The organism is Bacillus sp. CCB-MMP212, assembly GCF_022748145.1.
Classification (GTDB): domain Bacteria; phylum Bacillota; class Bacilli; order Bacillales; family Bacillaceae_G; genus Bacillus_A; species Bacillus_A cereus.
The window spans coordinates 614,284-633,906 of record NZ_JALDQE010000001.1 but is presented as its reverse complement, the minus strand read 5'-3'; the positions used below and the strand labels follow the sequence as shown (position 1 = coordinate 633,906).

Below are 19,623 nucleotides of genomic sequence, written 5' to 3'. Positions count from 1 at the left end.
TTTATGATTAAATTCTTATAATTTCTATTGAATAAGATAATAAATTTATAAATATATGAATCCTATAAAATCTTATGATTTTGTTGTAAGATCCAATTTTCATTGTCTAAAGAACTTTCAATGGCTTAATTAAAGTACCTTTTCTTAACGTATTGTATTGTAGATATTGTTTCTCTAAGAAAGGTGTAACCTTTTTATTTTTGAGTAATGTTAGAGGGGAAATATAAATTTCTACTTAAATTCTTTAATAGCGTAAATATATCCAATGTAGAAAGTTAGTTTTATGTATACTGACTTGAAATTGTTTTAACTTGTTTACGTAAGAAGATAGATAAGACTCAATGATAGAAAGTGATAACTGCCTTAAGTTATAAGGATAAATGAAATAGGAATACGTTTTATCTCTGACAATACATGGAGATAAAAATTTTGAGTGTATTTCATGTGTAACATCTCTTTACCTTTTAATAATTCATATTAAGTTATGTCTAAGGTGGGAGAATTTCTAAAAGTAGGAGGCTATTATATATGCCTAAACAGGGAAAATACAATCTTGTTGAAATTGGTTTGATCAGTATAGCACTGTGGTGGGCAGTTCTATTGTTATCTCCCATTGCTACATTTAAAAATTCTGTTTACAGTACTATGGAGCAAGTGATGCCGGAACAGTTATGGGGCATGCAATGCTTATTTATATCTTTCTTCTTATTATATGGGGTGGCTACAGATAATAAGATTATTAGAAGTATTGGATTGTTAATTTCTATTGGATTTTGGACATTTGTTTCCGTTTCCTTATGGTTAAGTGATAGTGCTACAACAGGTACAAGTTATTTCGTTTGGGCACTTATGGCCGCAGGTCTCTATCTTAAGCTGATGAAAGTAGGTGACGGTTAATGAAAGATAGTTTAATTTCTGCAATTGCTTCTGTATTAGGCATGTTTATTACAGGAGGTTTTGGTTACTTAACTTCTAAGAACAAACCAACTTCTAACACCAGTATCGATACAAGTACAAACCGTCATTCTTTATCTGATGACGAAAGGCAGTTTCGAATTGAACTTAAAGATATGATGTTAACATATCAAAATCAGGTGAAAGAACTAACTCTAGAGGTTGCTAGATTAACAAAAGCGAATCTTCAATTAGAAGTACAAGTAAGACAATTAACGGCTCGTAATGAGAGCCTGGAAACGCAAGTGCATGAATTAACCACTGCGAATAGAGAATTAAAAGAAGAGGTACAAAGGAGACGTAATAGTATTGCGGAATAAGGTAACTCCTGGGAAATGCATTCAGAATAATTAGTTATTTCAAAAGCAAGGACTACCTCTATCTGTTTTTGTATTAGATATATTTATTATTCTAAGTAAATGTTAAATCATTAAATATTCTCCTTATAATAATGCAAATCAAGTGTTGCAATACGAGATTGATGTTCTTCGTTTTATTCAGGCATGAGGAGGTCTTGATGTGGGATTTAAGAAAAAATTTGAAATTGAAACAAATTATCTGGATGAAGGATCAACCAAGCGTCCTGGTAATCGCATTTATGTTCAATTTATTGTTGCACATGATATAGAGCATCCAAACTTAACAGCAAGAGAAAGTGTAGATTATTATCAACGTACACAGAATCAATCAAATACTGCGGTACATTTTCTCGTAGATGATAAACAAATTATTGAATGTATACCTGCGGTGACACATGAACCAGAATATGCCTTTCATGTAATTTATGATGTTAATACTAGTAATGCATTATATGATACATGTGCTAATAATTCTGCCATCGGAGTGGAATTATGTTACGGTGAAAAAATTGATAAGGTAGATTCGTATAAGCGCTATGTTTGGCTACATGCTTATATTTGTTATAAGTTTGGACTAAATCCTCGCCGAGATATTATAGGGCATGATGTACTAGATTCTAAGCTGAGAAGTGATCCCACTAAAGGATTAGAATATGTAGGGAAAAGCTTTAATCAATTCATTATGGATGTAGTAGACGAGTATGAAAGTTGTACAAAGGGCACCAATTTGATATCTAAACAGGTGTCAGTCAAAAATGGAAATTTATATACAATACGTTCAACCGATACGCTTCAGTCTTTAACCACTCAATTTGGTATAAAAGTAGATTGTTTAAAAAAACTAAATCCAGAACTGGACATCCATGCATTGTATGAAGGACAAAGTATTTTAATCGAGACAGGTTCACCACAATTAGGCAAGAATTACATCAACTTAGAACTAGAAGAGTATATGAGAAGTCCTCCTGTTCGACCATATCCAGGGAAGCCTATAAAACAAGGCGATAGGGGACGGAATATAGAGGCGATTCAAAGAACATTAAAAGTGAGTGTTGATGGCATATTTGGTAAGGAAACAGAAGAAAAGGTTAAAGAGTATCAGCGTAATTCTAGTTTCTTATCTATTGATGGTGTAGTTGGTATGCAAACTTGGTATGCACTATTTTAAATTGGAGGAATAGAAAATGAATGACCTTTTACAGTCAATGCTAGAAAATGGAGCATTGTTAGTGATTTTAGCAATTCTAACAGAATCTCTTACAGAGATTCTAAAAAACATGATACCTAATAGAACCATTCAAGATCGTTTCACGTATCTGTTATCTATTTTGGTAGGTATTTCTTTAGCATTTGCTTTTAATTTAAACTTCTTTGACTTGAATGGATATGGAAAATATATATCCATGATATCTGCAGGATTATTGGCAAGTAGAGGAGCAAATTATGCGAATGGATTTTTGAAAAAATTTGATATTTTACGTTAAAAAAGGATGGGATTAAAGTATGGGATATATTGTTGATATTTCAAAATGGAATGATAATATTAATTGGGCTGTGGCGGCAAAAAATTTAGATCTTGCTATTTGTCGTGTGCAATATGGTTCATTGAAACGTGATAAATTGTATAATCAGCATGTGCAAAAATTAGAAGCATATGGCGTCCCGCATGCAGCATATGCTTACGGGTGTTATGTAAGTGTTAATGATGCAATTGTGGAAGCAAAAGATTTTATGGCACGAGTTAGTCCAAATGCTAGATTCTTAGTGTTGGATGTAGAAGATGATACACTCGCAAGTTGTGGACCAAGCAAATTAGCTGCAGCATCTCAAACATTTATTGATACATGTAAAGCGGCAGGGTGGAAAGTTGGTTTATATGTAAGCCACCATATGTATGAAAAATATGGGTTAAGTAATGTAAAAGCTGATTTTTTATGGGTTCCACGCTATGGCAATAAGCCGAAATATAGTTGTGATTTATGGCAATATGCAGACAATACAACAGGTGGGTATGTGTCTGGAATTGGAAATTGTGATGTTAACCGTTTGAATGGCGATAAATCTCTTAAATGGTTCTTGGGAGAAGAGGAGAATAAACAGCATTATCGTATTTACGTTGGTGACTTTAATTCATCTGAATGGAAGAATGCTACTGTAAATAGAATAAAAGAAATCCTGCCTGGTTATGGTTTGTGGGAGGAAAATTTAGGTAATGACAGCTATAGGATTGTTGTGGGAGATTTTAATTCTAAATCATGGCTGGATGAAACATTTAATAAACTAAAGTCAGCTTTTCCTAGCTACGGTATGTGGATTCAGGAGCTTTAATAGATAAGCAGATTCTTTCAAATTAAGAATCTGCTTATTTTTATATATAGTTATATTGAATTCGATAGTAAGTAATAATTTTAATCTTCAATCAATTTAAATTATATACTCTCTTAATTTCTTTATTGTGAGCAGTTAGTGCATTCAGATAGGTTCTGTTCTAAGCGGCTTATAGCTTGTTGGCGGATATAATATAAAACCCGAGAGCTATACTTGCTTATATTATAATCACATACATCTAATAAATCTTTGAGCTGTTCTATATTCATTATACAGTTTAATTCTGACATTTCTTCTGCAATTAGTTCAATTTCACTTTCATATTTGGACAAACGTTTTGACTCAAAATTGTTATCTAATTTATTTTTTATACGGTTTAAAGCACGATTAACTGTCATTGGATAGACATTTAATTTTTTTGCTATCTGTGAGTTATTGTTACCATCCATAATAAGATTGATCACTTGAGTTTCAAATTCGGATAAATCGGAGTTTTTAAGTAGATTTTCTACATAGATTTTATCCATTACTTTACTTTCATAACCTATTGAGTAATCCTCGGGTTCAAAGTTTTCAAGTGAATTTAAAGAGGTTAATTCTGAAGCGAATCGAAGAACATTTTCAATGCGCTCTACAGTAACATCAAGTAATATTGCTAATTCTTCAGCTTTTGGGAAATAACCTAGTTCATTTTCAACTTTCTCCATTTGTTTGAGTAGATCTACTGCACTTCGGCTTAATCGTACTAGTCTAGAATCATTATAGAGTAATTGATTAATTTCCCATATAATTGGCCGATAAATATAAGTTGTAAACTTAATTCCTTTATTAAAATCAAAATCTCTAATAGCTGTAATAACAGCTATATAAGCGTGTTGAAGTAACTCCTCTTCATCAACGTTGAATTTGCTTTTTAGGGATTCAATGCTTCCTTTGTAGTGAGCAATTATTGAGAAGAGAAATTCTTTATTTTCATATAAAAGTTCAGAGAGTAAATCAGAATCCTCTTGGCATGCTTTCAATAACACATTGTTATGCAAATCAGGTAAATTATCATTTCTAAGATCAATATATCTTTGGGAAGGCACTTTAATTCACCCCAACTCTATTAACAAAGAAAAAACTTTTGGTTAATTTTAGGATGTAAGATTGTGGTAACGAATCAAAGTATGAGTTTAACTTTAACTTATCCAAATTGAAATATAATAGCTTTATTAATTTGTCTTTTGTCATTTCTAAATCCTCCTGTTTGTTGAATCTGCATACTAACTGTCGTTATGAGAAGTTAATAGGTTGCGACGGAAAAAGTAGAAGGATTTAAAAAAGGGCAGGAGAAAATATAGGTTTATTGAGTGGATAAACGGAAGACACTTGTAAGTATCGAATTGAAGGTTAGCAAAAAACTATTTTCATTTTAGATTTTTAAAATCTTACAACTATTTTTAGGGATATTTCGATAGCTATTATGAAAAAGGAGGAGTAATAATTTTGTTTTATTCAAACAAAATTTCAGTTAAACAAAATTCAAAGCAAAGAAATTCTTTAAAGAGTAACAAAGCTGTTGAAAGTTTGCTTTTCTTAGGAGGTGAAGAAAGTGGCATTGACTCCACATGGTGATAGAATATACTGCGATAAAAAATTGGAGGATGTTATTTCTATTTTAGATGAAAACCTAGAAATTAAGATCGATGGAATTGTATACAATGTCATATTAAAGACAGGTGAATATAAAACTTATCATGAGCAATTTGAAAGTGAACTTCCTGAAATGATTACAACTATTTTTCGAGATAATAACATTCCTTTGTTTTGTAAATTAGGTGGGATATATGATTTTTCTAATAATCGTACTGTATTGGTGTTTGAGCACATGGATACAAAGAAACATCATGATATTAATTTAATTGGCGGCTCAGCATACAATTTGTTAATTGGAAAAGTATTAAATACGGAACCATTTGCAGATGGTACTTATTATAAATTTATGGAGATTCATAGCAATATTTTAGTGGTATATCCTGATATGTCTCAAATAATTTCTACAATATTAACAAGACAGTATGCAAGCTATACTCTTATTGGAACAGCTATTATTAGAAAGAGTATGTTTGACGAAATAAAAAGCTCTATTTATGTTGCAAGCGCATCGCGCTTAGAGGGAAGTATTTCAATTCGTAAATCAGGTACCTCTCATCTTAAAGGAATCATATCAATACCTATAGATGCTTCCCATGATATTGGCTCATTTTTAATTATTAGGAAATAAGTTCGCAACACTTTAGTTAAGTAAAACGACTATAAATATATGACTGTATGAGATAAATCCCATATCAAACTAATTAACCTATTGAAGTTTTAGAGTAAGATCAGGTGTAGATGAAAGATTATAATCTAGGAGGTATTTAAATATGAAAATAAATAAATTTAATGTTTCTGCGGTTTTTTATTTTAAAAGTGGTAATTCAAAGAAAGTTGATTGGCTGGAGGATAAGTTAATAAAAAAGTTAAAGAGTGAGACACAAGAAGTAACTGAAGGTCTTAGCTTAGAGGAAGCAGATGTTTTTTTTCAAAGTAAGTTTAAGGAATGGCAGGAAAATGGTACTACTATTATTCGAAAAAATGCTAAAGGTGAAAATTCTATCATATCCTTTGCAGAAGTTGAATATATGACCATGTTAGTTAGCTTAGCCAAAGATATCTCTCTAGCTACAACTGAGTTGAATGAAGATGTTTCTAAAGCAACAAGAAGTATTCAAGAACATCCTGCATTTAAAAAATAATAATGAACAGGGCAGCATCATTAAAAAATTACTTTATAGATTTGAAAATAAAGAGTTTTTCTTTTAGGAAGTTAAACAATATGACTATACAAAAGGCTAGAATTATTCTACAAAAAATTAAATAAAAAATTTTGTAAATCCTTATAATGAATGCGATACAAGAGGGAGGAGGATGAAATATGAGGGCAAAAGAAATTTTAACGAAGTTAGGCACTTTAGAGCAAAAGAGAGATGAGGTAAGTTCTGCATTAATTGAGACTTCCTATAGAGAAGCAAAGTTAGTTTTGGAGGACTCTCTAAAGAAGTACCAGAAGAAAGTTGATGCTTTTCTTAATACAGAATTCGAGCCTTTATCATCAACAGCTTTTCTAATGGTTTCCCACAAGAATTTAAATCTCAACACGGGTGATCAAGTTCAGTTGAATGTAGAAGCCTTAACTAGTGATGGGGTTACAAGGAATGTTACTGCTGAACTTCGTCCGGCCATGTTATTTAAAGATATAGATAATTTATATAATAATAAAGGTTTAATTACAACGGTAGACATTAGTAATTATAAATACGAAGAACGAACAGTTGAAATAGTAAAGACTACCAATGGTTTTGGTGTGGGTGATGATAGAGAAACACAAGGATTACAAGTTATAGCAACGAATAAACGAAATGAATATCGAATTGTAAATTTAAATGGTGACTATTTAGGGATTACTTTCCAAACAGATGGTAAAGAAGAAGTTGGTGATAATTGGTTAATTTATGTATATTGGGCGAGTACAGGCACTACTTATTCTGTCAAAGATAAATATATAGCAAAGGTGAGCCCTGAAGGAATTGTAACAGGCCTTAGTGGAGGAACTACAGATATAGTCATTACAAATGGGGTGCATGAAGTATTTTTACCAATTACAGTCGTAGGAAATGAAGCCCCTGAACCACCAGCTATTACTTCTGTGAATAATATGGAAAGTGGAGTAGAAGTTAGATTTGATTATAGTACGTCACCTGATAGTGAGACTTATAACATTTTTGTAAATGGTGTATTAGTTTTAACAGGTGTTGAGCATTCACCTGCTAAATTAGATCATAACATTTTTAATGATAAAGTATCTGTAATTGAAATGACGGCAATTAATTTAGAGGGTAAAGAGTCTGAAAAATCTAATGCATTTCAATATAAACCATTAGATGAATTACCGACTACTTAAGATTTTTTAATGTGAATGTAAAAACATAGTACAGTATTTTTCATAAGGAAGTACGTATTATAGCAAGTTTAATATTTAAATTTGCTATAGAAAAAAATCGCAACTAAATTGATATATATTTCGACTACTATAATACCAGTATGAAATAGGAGAGGTAAACGATATGGAATTATCTAAGAAAATTAGTCGATTAGTACAGTTAATTCAAAGTGGCGAAAATTTGTCCATTAGTATCGACATTAATTCCGGACTTGCTAGAATTTGTGACATGGATTTTTCTATGGAAGAACAAAACAAAATTATTAATGGTCATATTGATAACACATGGCTAGTCCAATGGTTTAATTACTTGCGAAAGGCAATAAAAAAAGAATTAGAACAAGGTGAAAATAATGCCTTGAAACATGTAGATTTGCTTGAGGTACAACATTTGCAAGTAAGAGATAACATTGAGGAAAAAAGTCAATTGAATAAAAAGGCTAAGAATGCTTCTGAATCAGTTTCTAATAATGAGGCAGATATGAGTAGAAATCTTTATATTGCGGAGCTGGAAAAGAGCTATCGTAATATGGAGAATCGGCTTAAAAAAGCAGAAGATTATGTGAAATATTTAGTGAAACAACTAAATGTAAAAAATGTAACGGAGCAAAACTTACAGTATCCATTACATTTTTCTAATAGTAGCAACAAAATAGAAAATGCAATGAAAGTTAAGAATAAAGAGATTCAAAATGTTATTGATGCAATGAAAGATATTGAGGTACCTTATGGATCATTTATAAATCATCAAATTAACGAAGTGATTATAATTAAAATTCATAATGATTCAGGGATTAATTATATTGTATCAGGGGATTATGATTCAGCAATTTTAGTGTAGTTAATAAATGAGATTTAGAGGATATGATTTTAAGGTTGGTGATAATTTGATATGCTATTAAATACATTTACAACGGATCAGTGGAAAAAGCATAGAGAAAACCTCGCTAGTAAGTTAAAGGAGATACATATAGAACATTCCATTAAACGAATGGTAAGATATGATTCCACTTCACTTGGCTTACAAGATTACCATCTTTCTTTGGTATTTGATACTGAAAAAGAACGTCTCTATATTTGCAATAAAGCGTCTAAAAGAATGATTGAAAGTACTTCTATAAGACGTTTGCAGGAAATAGAAATGGTGTTAGTAAATTGGTTAAAAGAAATGAAGGAAATTATTAAATAAATTTATATGAGGATTATGTTTAGGTTGAGGAGATATGGATAATAAAAAAGTTAAAATCTATAGATATTATAAGGGTGGAATTTATCTCGTTACTGGTAAGGGAAAACAAACAGGAACGGATGAAGAAATGGTAATTTATGAAGATGCTAAAGGAAATACTTGGATTGAACCTCAGAGTACTTTTATGGCGGATATTGAGGTATGCGGAGTAAAAGTTCCTCGCTTTGAGCATTTAGGTAATTTCTATAAAAGTAATTAAGGAGAGGGTTAATTTGTTAGGCAAGCGAAAATATATGGTTTCTGGTCATGATGCAGAAGGAAAATATGTAGAAAAAGAAGTTTGGGCTAGTTCTGCTCGTAATGCATTAAATATTTCTCAAGAGTGGAATGACGGTAATACATATACGGTAGCTCGTAAGGTTGGATGCGGCTGTGGTGGAAATTAAGTAGACATAAATGTATGCAAATATATAATTATTTTATATTAATATACGGTATAAAGGATTTATTAGCTTTCTTCCTTATAAATACTTTACAGGAGGTAGGAATAAAATGTTTGAAATTAATACAGTTGAAGAATTTAAAGAGAAGATAGTAGAAGGGTTTGTTTTAGTTTATTTTTATACTACTTGGTGTGGCCCCTGTAAAATGATTACACAGGATATTAAGGAATTATCAAAAGAAATTGACGATATTAAATTTCTTCAGGTTAACGCAGATCAATTTACGGATATCACTAAATTGTGTGAAGTTACTACGATTCCAACGCTTCTGTTTATGAAAGATGGTAAAAATATTGAAAAGAAAGTGGGATTTACTCCTAAGCAAGAAATTCAGGAGTTTATTGAGGCTAGTAAATTAGCAAGCCAAATGGAGGCTGAAGAGGAAGTATTAGAAAAAGATGCTTAAAGTGAGAAGAAACATGAAAAGGTAATACCACAAAGGTGTGTCATTTGACACACCTTTTCCTATAATGGGCTTACTATATTTGGTTAGGAGGTTACAATCGATATGCCTAAACTTAAAAGTATTATGAGATATGTTAAAGAAATAGATAAAATGATTAAAGATTTGCGTAAGGGTATGGCACATAGCCATCCATATTCAGTAGATGCTTTACGGCAATATGTAGATGAATTAGAAGCTATACGTGAAGTAATCATGGAATCAGGACTTGAATCTGGTGAAAACTTGGATACATTAATGTATAAAATCAGGGAATGTATAAGGGAGTGCGTGAGACCTTCTTATGCACGAAAACCACAAGTTTTACCTTATCCAAAACCGGATCCGTGGGTACCACCTGTTACAGTCACAGGGGTTAATATTATTTTCGTTGTGGATATTTCTGAATCCATGTTTGAAGGAGGGGGCCTTGAACCTGGAGGGCGTGTTAGAAACTTATTGGTTGCCACAGCAAATGAAATCGAACGTTATGCTAAAGCTGCTAAAATCCCATGTAAAGTATCATTAGTGGCCTACGCTGATCCTACAGACAGAGCAGGAAAGAATAGGCCGAACTTTTGGAGAATTCTACTGAATAAAAGTGTAAATGTACAAGGATTAGCACAAGCATTTTCTGATATTAGTACGCTAACATTTAATCGAGGATCGGATTTCCCTGAATCTGGTATGTCTGCAATTTATCATTCGATTGATCAAGTGATAGATAAAAGTGTAATAAATGGTAAACCTGTAGAGAATTCTCTTATTCTTGTATCAGATGATAGACAAAAGTTAGAGGGCAGTAGCGAACCTTCACACCGCCTGTATAAAGAAGTTACATACGATCAGGTTGACGGGAAGCTAAATAGCCTTAAAGTATTTAATCGTTATGCGTTAGTGCCTATGAAAACTATATATACAGTTCTTCCTGGAAGAAAAGGACCTGGGAAAATAGGGCCAGGGAATTGGAATAGTCCTATCATTCCTTTCTTTAGACAGTGTAGAGAGTACTTCCATGTAAGTACTTTAAAAGATGTAAGCGATTGGATCACTTGGACATTAGATCCTACTAAGGCTCCGAAAAAAAAGTGAGGAGGAAGTGATAATGACAATTAGGTTTGGAGATTTGTATGAGGAAATCGTAGCTATTGAAGATGCTATGCAGCGTATGAGAGACGATATAGCTAGTTCAGATTGTTCCTCTATTACAAAATGTCGTTTGGAAATAGAATTAGAGATGCTTGAACAAAAATTATATGAATTAGAACGTACAAATATAGATTTTGAATTATTAAACTTTGTTACGATTATAGAATCTATTGAAAGATGCTTTAATTGTATTGATATTCCAGGTGAATTATCTCATGATATAGCTCCTGCACCATATGATACAGCAAGCAATTGTGGGGGAAAAAAGAGACAATTATCACTTAAAGATATTGAATTAATTAAAGTATTTGAGATGAGTACTAGAAAGCCTGACAAACGACCAAATGCATTTGAATTTGTTAAGAGTGCAATGCCGTATAAAATTCTCACAATTGCATCAGAGAAGTATATTGTAACGTATGACTCGTTACGTAACGGTATTGCGGTTAAAGGATTTAATAAGCAAACAGGAGAGTCAGTAACGAACTTTGGAAATATTTCTAGAATTGATGTGAAATTAAATGACTCGGCACGGCAAAAATATGGTGTAGAATGGGTAACTGCATGTAAGGTTTCATTAACAACACCTACACCAATGGTTAGTCTGGCACCTTTGTCGTTAGCTATTGATGGTAATCCAAGTACTATGCCTAGGGTTGAATATACAAATGAGGCAGAAGTTGAAATGGTATTTCAATTTTTTGTATAGATAATTAGAAACTAAAGATAATAAAAAACGTACAGAAGTGTACGTTTTTTTATTTATCTTTTTATTTCATTTAATCAAGGCGGAAATTATAATGTTTAATTTTCAAGTCATTTTCTATTTAATGCACCTAAAACTTTGAATTAAGAAAGTCGTTTATTTTCTCTTCAAATTGTTGATGAAATAATCTATTGAAATCTAAATCACTATTAGAGTACTCTCTAATTTCTTCGATTGAAAATGTACCACCCCAATATGGAGAGGTATGAATATCCGAATGAAATGTCACTCCTAAATGGGTAGAAGGTATGGCATTTAGCATGATGTTTGAAATCTCTTTTAAAACGTCTTGGGAAATATCTTGTGGTACATCAAAGATTAATTCATCATGTATTTGTAATACGATGTGTATATCATGATCTTCAAGTATAGATTTGTAATTCTCCTGTAGCCATTCAACTCTATCTAAGCATTTTGTGCCATCTGAGCGAGTGGGATAAAATAAATTCACCATAGCTTTTTTAACTTGTGTCGCAGAAGTTCCTTGTATTTTAAAGTTACAACTTTGCCGTTTTATTTTCTCTAATCTCCAATCTGAATTTTCGTTCTTAAAGGTGGAGGAAGAGGTAGCTTTTAGAATTGCTTCTTTAAAACGTCTTTTTCTACCAAACAAATCTTTTACATAACCATTAGTTAAAACTTCTCTATGTGTTTCAGCTTCCCACCTTAAAAAGTTTGGTAATTGATTTTTAAATTGATTAATTAAGGAGGTTGCTGCTACTTTTGTAATATTTAATTGATCAGATAAACCGATTTCTGTTATACCATATAAGGTCACTTAAACCCCTTAGTTTCCTAAGGGAGTGGACTATACCTTAGCAACTATTTTAAGCTGCTTCTCACATTAAGCGAACTCGTTAGATTGGTTGTTTATTAACCGCGGAACGCTATAAGTCTCTGCACCTGCCATTCGAATGAACGCTTTGGCACAGGATTGCCTTATGCCTATACACTTAGGTTTCCCTGTTTTGAGTGAGATTTGAATTCGGCAATCCATTTACCGAATACAATGCTTTTCATTTCTTTTCTAAGCAATTCAAAAGCATTTGCTAGAGTAGGAATGGTAGTACTATTTAGTTCCTTCATATTATATATCTTCAAGATATATAGACATTCTGGAGTATCTGACCATTTATTTATAAGCTGTTGTATATGATGCTGAGTCTCTTTTAGTGTCTCTCTTTTATAATTTCGAATATCCTCAAACAAGTGATAAGTAAACCCCTTAATTTGGCAAGTGATTTGACTATGTACATCTAAACCTTTCTTAAAGGCTTCAATTAGAACCGGTTCTTGTGTTACTATTGCGAGCCAACGTAATTCTTGTTGTATGTATACCGCCATTTTCATGGTACTTCAACGCTCCTTAAAGGAGCCGGATTAGACTATACCTTCTGTTGCATTCCTGCAAATAATGGGCGAATTTTGTGACCACTAAGCCCATAGCCTACCGTATAAATGAGTTCGATTGATTTATCAATTCTGGTTGATAGACGACTCATTATTTTGTTAACTATGAATCGAGATGATAATTAACAAGCAGTCGTTGCACTTCTTGTCACTAGAAGCACAGGATTCGCTCCACCGTTACATGAGGGCGTTCCCTGTTTTGAGTAGGTTTAGATTAACGACTTCAGCCAACGTTTTGTAAACTGAAGTCAATACTGGTGAACAATCTACCTCTTTCTGCTCTAAAGGCCATACGTATAAAATCAGCTTTACTTGGTACTTGTTGTCATTGTAGTAATGCAAGGCTCTTTATCCTTGCTCTCTTTTTTCAAAGAGTATCGGACTATATCATCACCCTGTTGTAGAAGGGTGGATCGCTTTCGTGCTTATTTCGCCTGTTCTAGGTTAATTTAAGTAGTCTCTGCACCTTTCTAATATCCCTATTAGACTTGGCTCAGGATTGACATAGGTAATTACCCTTAGTTTCCCCTGAATTAACGATCTGCTTACACATAAAGTCACCTTTATGCAGCCCACAACTTTAGGTTTGGTGACGAGCAACTCATACGGCCTGTTTTAGTTCCTACAGAGTTATAGATAGGATGGATTTTATTATCAATAGTACCTTGTTGTTCTTTGGGTAGGGAGTCACAAAAAGAACTTATTAATTTCACTAAGCGACGATATTCTAGAATTAGAGGAATTACAGGATGCTTTGATAGATTACGTATCAGCGTTTTTCTATCTGTTTTTAGTTTGGAAACCACACTTTTGCAACCTTTGTCATATTCCATGATAGGTTTTAGAATAGCGTTATCAATATAAAGTTTTTGGGCCAAATGGGCTGGAGAATTTATATTAAACAAAGTGCTTGTTAATTTATTTACGCCATTATATTTATTTTGTTGCTTAGGTGGGTGTATACAACTATTTAATGTGATAGTGGAACCTAGGTAATTCAATATTTCTTTTTTTACGGATTGTAATTTCGTTTGGAGTATTTGTTTTACATCATTACTTAGAAATTCTTCACTAATTTCAATTCCTTTTCTTTCAGCGGTAGTAAGTACGGCTATTAAAGGCATCTCTATTTCCCTAAATAATTTATATATAGGAACAAGATTAAATTTAGGGTTTTCAAAAATCCTTTTCTGATACTCGAATACAGACTTTAGCATAAAAATATCATAGCAAGCGAAGTAGGTAGCTACATGATGTTGTAGCTGATCATAGAGTGTCTTTTCAATCATATATTTTTTTCTATCAATGGTATTTAAAATGGTTCCATTTGAAATAAGATGAGGTAATACATATTCTTTATACCATTCTTTTACACCTTTTGGATGGTTCTCATTTAATAGGCTTGCAGCTATCTCAGTATCCCAAAAGATATTATATGTAATGTCAAAATCACACCAATTATATAGAGCATGAATGTGTTGCTTACTGTTACTAAGTATTAATAAGGTATCTTTCTCTAATAGTGGTGAGAGTTTTTTCATCGTGTATTCTAGACTTAATGTAGAGATATGCTGTGATAATCCATGTTTAAAAGGCTTAATAGGTATATAAAAAAAACTGTTATCCATAAATCCAATCGTAATTGAGATGATTGAGTCTTTAAAAGGATTAAAACCAGTGGATTTCGTATCAATAAATGTATAAGCTTGCGAATGTAAGGTTTTATACACCTTATACTTGGTAATAAATTCTTCAAATTGTTCAGGTGTATGTATTAAATAGTAATTTGAAGGTAGTTTTACTGAATGATTAATTCCGTGAATATATTGATTTTGTTTTATCGTAATCTTTTTTTTCTCATTTTTTTTTATACGAGTTTTTTGTGTGCTTTCTTTTACTTCGCGCCTATTTAATAGTGTAAAAATGTCCTGATTGGATTCATTTGATCTAAAAAACAAAATTTACAACTCCTTACTTCAAAAAGGGACGAAATAATCGTCCCTTTCTATATTTAATAATAGAAATTAAAATTCCATACTGTTTTCTAAAATGGTAATTTATGATTAGTAGTTCTCAATTGTTCCTTTTCATCAAAACCTTCAGTAGCCAATGGAAGAGTAGGGGAACTACATTGAAACTGTGCTTGCTGTAAATTATATATTGTTGATGCTGCATTCATAAATTCTTGGATTTCATCAGGACTATGAGAAGTTATATATATTGATATATCAAGCATTTCAATTTCATTAAAGTCTGGTTTATTTAATATAGGTTCTTCATCCACTGAAGTATAATGGTATGGTTTAGCTGAATAAGTGGTATCATTAGCACCTGTTCCACTTCTAGAAATAGTGACAAAGTCTTTTGTAGGATCAATCATGTAAAGATTAAAATCTGTGTGTAATTTTTGAATGTGAGTTTTCGCTAAAGAGACTAGCTTAATCTTATTATCTAATGGATCATATACACGTAATTTAATCTTTAAATTCGGATATTTACTCGGATTAACGTGACAAAGGGGGCACACACCTGTCCCTGGACAACGTATATATTTGGGTTTTAAGGTGGGTTCATAATGCTCGCGAATACCAACCAGATTTTCATACCAATCGATAAATAAAAGTGTAAGTGGTTTTTTATCTTTAAACGTAAGAAAGGTATTTCCCACTTTTAAAATTGCATCTAATCCTTTTATTGTTGTCATACTTTATTTCCTCCTTAATATATATACCGTCTCTAAATTGTTATATATCGATATAAAGGTTTATTTAAATTAACTTTGTTTATTCTGTTTATATAAATAAATAAAACTTAAGTTTTAAAATGCAGACTGTAAGTTATGAATCTAACCAATACTTAATAGTAATAATTGAATAGCTAAGCTTAATAATTTTCCAGTAAAGTTCATGTAATGAAGTGTTATATATAAAAGAAGGCTGAAATCTAATAAGAAACAGATAAAACGCCTTTGAAAATTATTGTCGATGTTGTATACTAGTTGTATATACTAGACTAATTAATAGTTATCGTAATAACTAATTAAAAAGTTGCGGAATTTATAATAAAAATAAAAGTCACTTTTGTTTACAAAATGTTCTTAATTGTTTTACAATATTTTTGGGTGATTGTTGTTTGAGATAGTAGGGAACTAAGTATATTAACAACAATAAATGCTACGCAATTTCTTTAATGCTCTTGTTGAGTGCGATTTATTAATTTTAAGTTCGTTTGCGATTTCGGCTAAATTCATACAGACTCCTAAGCCGTCATATAGCATGTATTCGATAACATGTTGTTCAGTCGGAGTAAATTTATTTCTATGTATTTCATAATCTGCTTTAACAATTGAGAATTCATATCCTTGTTCGTAAGACTCTTGGCAAAATGTAGGGCAATTGTTGTCACTAGAATCGTCTTCAATAAATCCATCACAATAAAATACAGAAGTCGAATTTTGTTCTACCATTCTATTTGTATAACGATAGTAATCAACCACGGTTCTTTTAATAATTGTTTGACAGAATGAAGGTAGCTTTTCAGATGGAACTGTTGTTTGTTGAAGAGATTTCATTATGCGCAAGATACAATCTTGTTTCACATCTTCTTTGTCTTGATTTCTCACTTTAAATAATTCGAAATTAAAAATTTTAGCTATAGATTCAGAGTTTAGTATTTCCATTATTAAATCTTGAAAGTTTATAGTTGCTGTGTTCATTATATAAATCCCCTTTATTTGAATGAATTAAAATTTACTGCTTAGTAAACTAATTGAATTTGTATTTAATTTATCTAGTAATCCCATTTTAAGTAAGTCATTGGAGTCGATTTTTGAATCTTCAGTGAATTGGGGTGGATAGAGCGTATGATTGACCGTGAATCCTTCCTGTATTAATTGTTTTGTTGCTTTTTGTGTTGCATCTTTTCCAGCTTTGTCATTGTCAAAAAATAGATCAACAATCACTATACCTGCTAGATGTAATTCGCGTATTTGGTTTTTAAATAATAATTTCCCATTAATTGCAACAGCAGGAATACCTACTTGATAGTTACTCATTACATCTATAGGAGATTCTACGATACGAACTCTTTTAATCCGATTGGGTGATGTTCGTAGTTGGTTAATTAAATGAAGTCCAAATAAAATATCTTTTTTGTTTGGTAATCCTTCGTTGATAAATTTTGAACCCTTATAATGGCTTCCAATTTTTCGTTTTTGTAAAAAGCGAAGATCCCCGTTTCGAGTACGCTGCGGAAATACTATACATTTATTTCTGACATCTATTTTTATTTCGTAAGTATCTAAAGTCTCCATGTTTATTCCACGCTGATTAATTAAATAGGACATTGCTACATTGTAAATCCCTTGATTTTTAAATTTTTCCTCATCCAATTTTTTGAGTGTTTCTTCGGATAACGTATTTGCTTTTATACATTTTTTTCTTGTAGCTAAGAGTTTTGAAATGTCTAAAGGTTTACGATTGTTTTCAAAATAGTAATTCGATAATAGGGCTTTTAATCCGTTGCCTTGCTCTAAAACAAAAGCGGTTTCAATTACACAATCTATGGTTCCTAAGTATCCACAACAGAAACAGTGTGTGTGATAGGGAGGGGTTTTAGAAATCCCAAATGATGGTCTTGTTTCTGTATGGTTCGGACAGCAACACATTATATAATTGCCGTTATCATTTTTCCTTGAAAATGCTGCATGGTTACTTTGGTATCTAAGGGAATACTGATACTTAAAACGCAAATCATCTATTAGACTTGGTATATCCAGTGATGTATTTTCGAGCATTTCTATATTTCTTGCTTTTTGCATGTATTTTCATCTCCATTATTAATACTAGAAGAACTGTTTTTCGTACTGATTGTTAATGGTACTAATCAGTCCTGTATCAAAGTTATATCGCACAATGAAACTTTGACCACTAGCATTGCCACGATTTTTTATGACCTGTACTTTAAAGGTTGTTTCATTTATTTTGATAATAGATATACCTTTGCTAGCATCTTGGAAAATTGCATAAGTTTCCCCGATATCCTCACCAGTCATCGTGCTATCAGTTAGACTTTTTTTAATTCTTTTAGCGGACTCTCTGTTAGCCTGTGCTACTACATAACCTGGAATTCCTGTTCCTAAAATCATTTCACGTACTGCTGCTGATATATCAAATAATCTTTGTCTTAAATCTCCAAAATTATTATTGGAGTTATTTAAACGTACTTTTGATAATTGATCTAAAACGAAGCGAGTATGTCCTTCAGACTCAAGGATGCGCTGTATTTCAGTAACTGAATAGGGGCGACCACCATTTTTTTGAATATCATAGATGACCATATCTTTTTGCTTTTTCCTTAGTTGATCTAAAAAGAATATGTAACGGTCTTTTTGTTCAGCGGACATAGTACCACGTTGTATGCCTAAATTTGATACACCAGCCAGGACATGATCCCAATTTCGTGCAATTTCTTCAGCACGTTGTTCTAAAGCAAAGTATGCAGGGAAATCCCACTCGATATTACTATTCCAAGCGGACATTAACATAAATGAAGAAATTAATGTTTTACCCATGTTAGATGGCGCGAAAACAAGAAAATAATCAGTTTCTTGTCCATCACTTACTAATCCATTAGTTGCTAAATCTAATGTTTTAAAACCTGTAGTCGCTCCTAAAATTTCATTTTCATCTCTACCATGAATTGATATGTATTTACTCTTACGTGTATCCGCCATTCCAGTATATGAGTATCCTTTGTTGTCAATATTCGCAAGTTTTAACATATTCGTGGCATTTAATTTAATATCTAAAATAGCTTCAACAGTTTTTTTTTCAGCGACAAGGTTTGCTGCTTTTTGAAGAAAGGGCTTGAATTTTCTATGTAACCAATCTTCTTTAAGGGCATCTACTACAAATTCTGTTTTTTCTAATTCGACCATTTCAAATTCTTCAAACATATTCATTACGGTTTCTATTGTTGGAAGTTGTTTTTGTAATTTCTTAAAATTTTTAATGTAATTAAAAATATCTTTATGTATAGGAAAATGTTCTTCATCAAGGCCATTTTGATCAATTGAAGACCAATCTTTATTTTCTAATATATGGTTTAATAGTTGTAATTCTTCAATGGATGGCATAATATAGACTCCTTTTCATCTAATCTCGACATAATAATCGATGTGATAATGGAAATAGTTGCGATTTTTTTAATAACAAAATACGGAACCTATGTTCGTTTTTAAGATGAAAAAATAGAACCTACGTTCCTTTGTGGTTTAAAATAAAACGTATGTTCTATTTTTATCAAAAAATAAAAGAACCTATGTTCGTTTTTGAGGCGTAAAAGAATAGAAGATTAAATCAGAACTCTAATGGAATAAAGCATCTTACTATCCAAAACAGATATTGATGCTTTATTTTGTTCTAATTAACTTCTTTTATTTTACAGATATTTATATATAAGGATTTAATACATTCCTTCTCAATTCATAAGCTGAAAA

The 19,623-nt window shown here is 31.8% G+C and carries 23 protein-coding genes; 15 read left to right on the top strand and 8 right to left on the bottom strand.

Annotated features, from left to right (window positions below; all coding sequences use genetic code 11):
• The first annotated feature begins 528 nt into the window (after positions 1–528).
• The 5 genes from MRP26_RS03190 (at position 529) to MRP26_RS03170 (ending at position 3,641) form a co-directional block, all read left to right on the top strand.
• Entirely contained in the window at positions 529–897 is a 369-nt protein-coding gene (locus tag MRP26_RS03190; protein ID WP_001125914.1) for a hypothetical protein, read from the top strand.
• On the top strand, positions 897–1,274 hold the full coding sequence (locus tag MRP26_RS03185; protein ID WP_000655295.1) for a hypothetical protein: 378 nt from the start codon (positions 897–899) through the stop codon (positions 1,272–1,274). The genes MRP26_RS03190 and MRP26_RS03185 overlap by 1 nt, the downstream gene beginning before the upstream one ends.
• A gap of 199 nt (positions 1,275–1,473) precedes the next feature.
• Entirely contained in the window at positions 1,474–2,481 is a 1,008-nt protein-coding gene (locus MRP26_RS03180) for an N-acetylmuramoyl-L-alanine amidase (protein WP_000505918.1), read from the top strand.
• Positions 2,482–2,497: 16 nt separating this feature from the next.
• Positions 2,498–2,797, top strand: coding sequence for a hypothetical protein (locus tag MRP26_RS03175; protein WP_000998965.1), 300 nt, complete (start codon positions 2,498–2,500; stop codon positions 2,795–2,797).
• A gap of 19 nt (positions 2,798–2,816) precedes the next feature.
• Positions 2,817–3,641 carry a GH25 family lysozyme gene (locus MRP26_RS03170; protein ID WP_197233567.1) on the top strand — a complete coding sequence of 275 codons (825 nt, stop codon included), beginning with the start codon at positions 2,817–2,819 and terminating at the stop codon, positions 3,639–3,641.
• Positions 3,642–3,763: 122 nt separating this feature from the next.
• Here the strand turns inward: MRP26_RS03170 and MRP26_RS03165 are convergent, their stop codons facing one another.
• The gene (locus tag MRP26_RS03165; protein ID WP_197233565.1) at positions 3,764–4,729 is read right to left on the bottom strand and encodes a sigma-70 family RNA polymerase sigma factor; all 966 of its coding nucleotides are present in this window, start codon (positions 4,727–4,729) and stop codon (positions 3,764–3,766) included.
• A gap of 506 nt (positions 4,730–5,235) precedes the next feature.
• Between MRP26_RS03165 and MRP26_RS03160 the strand changes: the two genes are divergently transcribed.
• From MRP26_RS03160 to MRP26_RS03115, 10 genes are all read left to right on the top strand, one after another.
• A complete protein-coding gene (locus MRP26_RS03160) occupies positions 5,236–5,907 on the top strand; it encodes a hypothetical protein (RefSeq protein ID WP_090976089.1) in 672 nt (223 codons plus the stop codon).
• A gap of 142 nt (positions 5,908–6,049) precedes the next feature.
• Positions 6,050–6,421, top strand: a complete 372-nt coding sequence (locus tag MRP26_RS03155) for a hypothetical protein (RefSeq protein ID WP_090976091.1) — start codon at positions 6,050–6,052, stop codon at positions 6,419–6,421.
• A 179-nt stretch (positions 6,422–6,600) separates the two neighbouring features.
• Positions 6,601–7,626: a hypothetical protein gene (locus MRP26_RS03150; RefSeq protein WP_090976093.1), complete on the top strand. Its 1,026-nt coding sequence runs from the start codon at positions 6,601–6,603 to the stop codon at positions 7,624–7,626.
• Positions 7,627–7,789: 163 nt separating this feature from the next.
• Positions 7,790–8,506 carry a hypothetical protein gene (locus MRP26_RS03145; protein WP_098838318.1) on the top strand — a complete coding sequence of 239 codons (717 nt, stop codon included), beginning with the start codon at positions 7,790–7,792 and terminating at the stop codon, positions 8,504–8,506.
• 51 nt (positions 8,507–8,557) lie between these two features.
• The gene (locus MRP26_RS03140; protein ID WP_046945444.1) at positions 8,558–8,854 is read left to right on the top strand and encodes a hypothetical protein; all 297 of its coding nucleotides are present in this window, start codon (positions 8,558–8,560) and stop codon (positions 8,852–8,854) included.
• Between the two features lie 34 nt (positions 8,855–8,888).
• Positions 8,889–9,113: a DUF1653 domain-containing protein gene (locus tag MRP26_RS03135; protein ID WP_000369000.1), complete on the top strand. Its 225-nt coding sequence runs from the start codon at positions 8,889–8,891 to the stop codon at positions 9,111–9,113.
• A 13-nt stretch (positions 9,114–9,126) separates the two neighbouring features.
• Positions 9,127–9,300 carry a hypothetical protein gene (locus MRP26_RS03130; RefSeq protein WP_000900867.1) on the top strand — a complete coding sequence of 58 codons (174 nt, stop codon included), beginning with the start codon at positions 9,127–9,129 and terminating at the stop codon, positions 9,298–9,300.
• A 106-nt stretch (positions 9,301–9,406) separates the two neighbouring features.
• The gene (locus MRP26_RS03125; RefSeq protein ID WP_097961816.1) at positions 9,407–9,763 is read left to right on the top strand and encodes a thioredoxin family protein; all 357 of its coding nucleotides are present in this window, start codon (positions 9,407–9,409) and stop codon (positions 9,761–9,763) included.
• Positions 9,764–9,865: 102 nt separating this feature from the next.
• Positions 9,866–10,891, top strand: a complete 1,026-nt coding sequence (locus MRP26_RS03120; protein WP_097961815.1) for a vWA domain-containing protein — start codon at positions 9,866–9,868, stop codon at positions 10,889–10,891.
• Between the two features lie 13 nt (positions 10,892–10,904).
• Positions 10,905–11,657 carry a hypothetical protein gene (locus tag MRP26_RS03115; RefSeq protein ID WP_242805966.1) on the top strand — a complete coding sequence of 251 codons (753 nt, stop codon included), beginning with the start codon at positions 10,905–10,907 and terminating at the stop codon, positions 11,655–11,657.
• 127 nt (positions 11,658–11,784) lie between these two features.
• Here MRP26_RS03115 and MRP26_RS03110 read toward each other — a convergent pair whose 3' ends face one another.
• From MRP26_RS03110 to MRP26_RS03080, 7 genes are all read right to left on the bottom strand, one after another.
• The gene (locus MRP26_RS03110; RefSeq protein WP_097961813.1) at positions 11,785–12,492 is read right to left on the bottom strand and encodes a DNA polymerase; all 708 of its coding nucleotides are present in this window, start codon (positions 12,490–12,492) and stop codon (positions 11,785–11,787) included.
• Positions 12,493–12,659: 167 nt separating this feature from the next.
• A complete protein-coding gene (locus MRP26_RS03105) occupies positions 12,660–13,064 on the bottom strand; it encodes a DNA polymerase I (protein ID WP_098434629.1) in 405 nt (134 codons plus the stop codon).
• 623 nt (positions 13,065–13,687) lie between these two features.
• Positions 13,688–15,082: a DNA polymerase gene (locus tag MRP26_RS03100; protein WP_242805965.1), complete on the bottom strand. Its 1,395-nt coding sequence runs from the start codon at positions 15,080–15,082 to the stop codon at positions 13,688–13,690.
• An 86-nt stretch (positions 15,083–15,168) separates the two neighbouring features.
• Positions 15,169–15,828 (bottom strand): hypothetical protein, encoded by a 660-nt coding sequence (locus MRP26_RS03095; protein WP_242805964.1) that lies wholly within the window; start codon positions 15,826–15,828, stop codon positions 15,169–15,171.
• A 453-nt stretch (positions 15,829–16,281) separates the two neighbouring features.
• Complete coding sequence (locus MRP26_RS03090; protein ID WP_001090549.1) at positions 16,282–16,839, bottom strand: sigma-70 RNA polymerase sigma factor region 4 domain-containing protein; 558 nt, start codon at positions 16,837–16,839, stop codon at positions 16,282–16,284.
• A 27-nt stretch (positions 16,840–16,866) separates the two neighbouring features.
• Positions 16,867–17,943, bottom strand: coding sequence for a toprim domain-containing protein (locus MRP26_RS03085; protein ID WP_242805963.1), 1,077 nt, complete (start codon positions 17,941–17,943; stop codon positions 16,867–16,869).
• A 24-nt stretch (positions 17,944–17,967) separates the two neighbouring features.
• On the bottom strand, positions 17,968–19,260 hold the full coding sequence (locus MRP26_RS03080; RefSeq protein ID WP_197241843.1) for a DnaB-like helicase C-terminal domain-containing protein: 1,293 nt from the start codon (positions 19,258–19,260) through the stop codon (positions 17,968–17,970).
• Positions 19,261–19,623: the final 363 nt, after the last annotated feature.

Excerpts from the sequence above, each read along its gene's own strand:
- MRP26_RS03190 (WP_001125914.1), top strand. The coding sequence starts at position 529 with ATGCCTAAACAGGGAAAATACAATCTTGTTGAAATTGGTTTGATCAGT.
- MRP26_RS03185 (WP_000655295.1), top strand. The coding sequence starts at position 897 with ATGAAAGATAGTTTAATTTCTGCAATTGCTTCTGTATTAGGCATGTTT.
- MRP26_RS03175 (WP_000998965.1), top strand. The coding sequence starts at position 2,498 with ATGAATGACCTTTTACAGTCAATGCTAGAAAATGGAGCATTGTTAGTG.
- MRP26_RS03170 (WP_197233567.1), top strand. The coding sequence starts at position 2,817 with ATGGGATATATTGTTGATATTTCAAAATGGAATGATAATATTAATTGG.
- MRP26_RS03155 (WP_090976091.1), top strand. The coding sequence starts at position 6,050 with ATGAAAATAAATAAATTTAATGTTTCTGCGGTTTTTTATTTTAAAAGT.
- MRP26_RS03150 (WP_090976093.1), top strand. The coding sequence starts at position 6,601 with ATGAGGGCAAAAGAAATTTTAACGAAGTTAGGCACTTTAGAGCAAAAG.
- MRP26_RS03145 (WP_098838318.1), top strand. The coding sequence starts at position 7,790 with ATGGAATTATCTAAGAAAATTAGTCGATTAGTACAGTTAATTCAAAGT.
- MRP26_RS03140 (WP_046945444.1), top strand. The coding sequence starts at position 8,558 with ATGCTATTAAATACATTTACAACGGATCAGTGGAAAAAGCATAGAGAA.
- MRP26_RS03135 (WP_000369000.1), top strand. The coding sequence starts at position 8,889 with ATGGATAATAAAAAAGTTAAAATCTATAGATATTATAAGGGTGGAATT.
- MRP26_RS03125 (WP_097961816.1), top strand. The coding sequence starts at position 9,407 with ATGTTTGAAATTAATACAGTTGAAGAATTTAAAGAGAAGATAGTAGAA.
- MRP26_RS03120 (WP_097961815.1), top strand. The coding sequence starts at position 9,866 with ATGCCTAAACTTAAAAGTATTATGAGATATGTTAAAGAAATAGATAAA.
- MRP26_RS03115 (WP_242805966.1), top strand. The coding sequence starts at position 10,905 with ATGACAATTAGGTTTGGAGATTTGTATGAGGAAATCGTAGCTATTGAA.
- MRP26_RS03105 (WP_098434629.1), bottom strand. The coding sequence starts at position 13,064 with ATGAAAATGGCGGTATACATACAACAAGAATTACGTTGGCTCGCAATA.
- MRP26_RS03095 (WP_242805964.1), bottom strand. The coding sequence starts at position 15,828 with ATGACAACAATAAAAGGATTAGATGCAATTTTAAAAGTGGGAAATACC.
- MRP26_RS03090 (WP_001090549.1), bottom strand. The coding sequence starts at position 16,839 with ATGAACACAGCAACTATAAACTTTCAAGATTTAATAATGGAAATACTA.
- MRP26_RS03085 (WP_242805963.1), bottom strand. The coding sequence starts at position 17,943 with ATGCAAAAAGCAAGAAATATAGAAATGCTCGAAAATACATCACTGGAT.
- MRP26_RS03080 (WP_197241843.1), bottom strand. The coding sequence starts at position 19,260 with ATGCCATCCATTGAAGAATTACAACTATTAAACCATATATTAGAAAAT.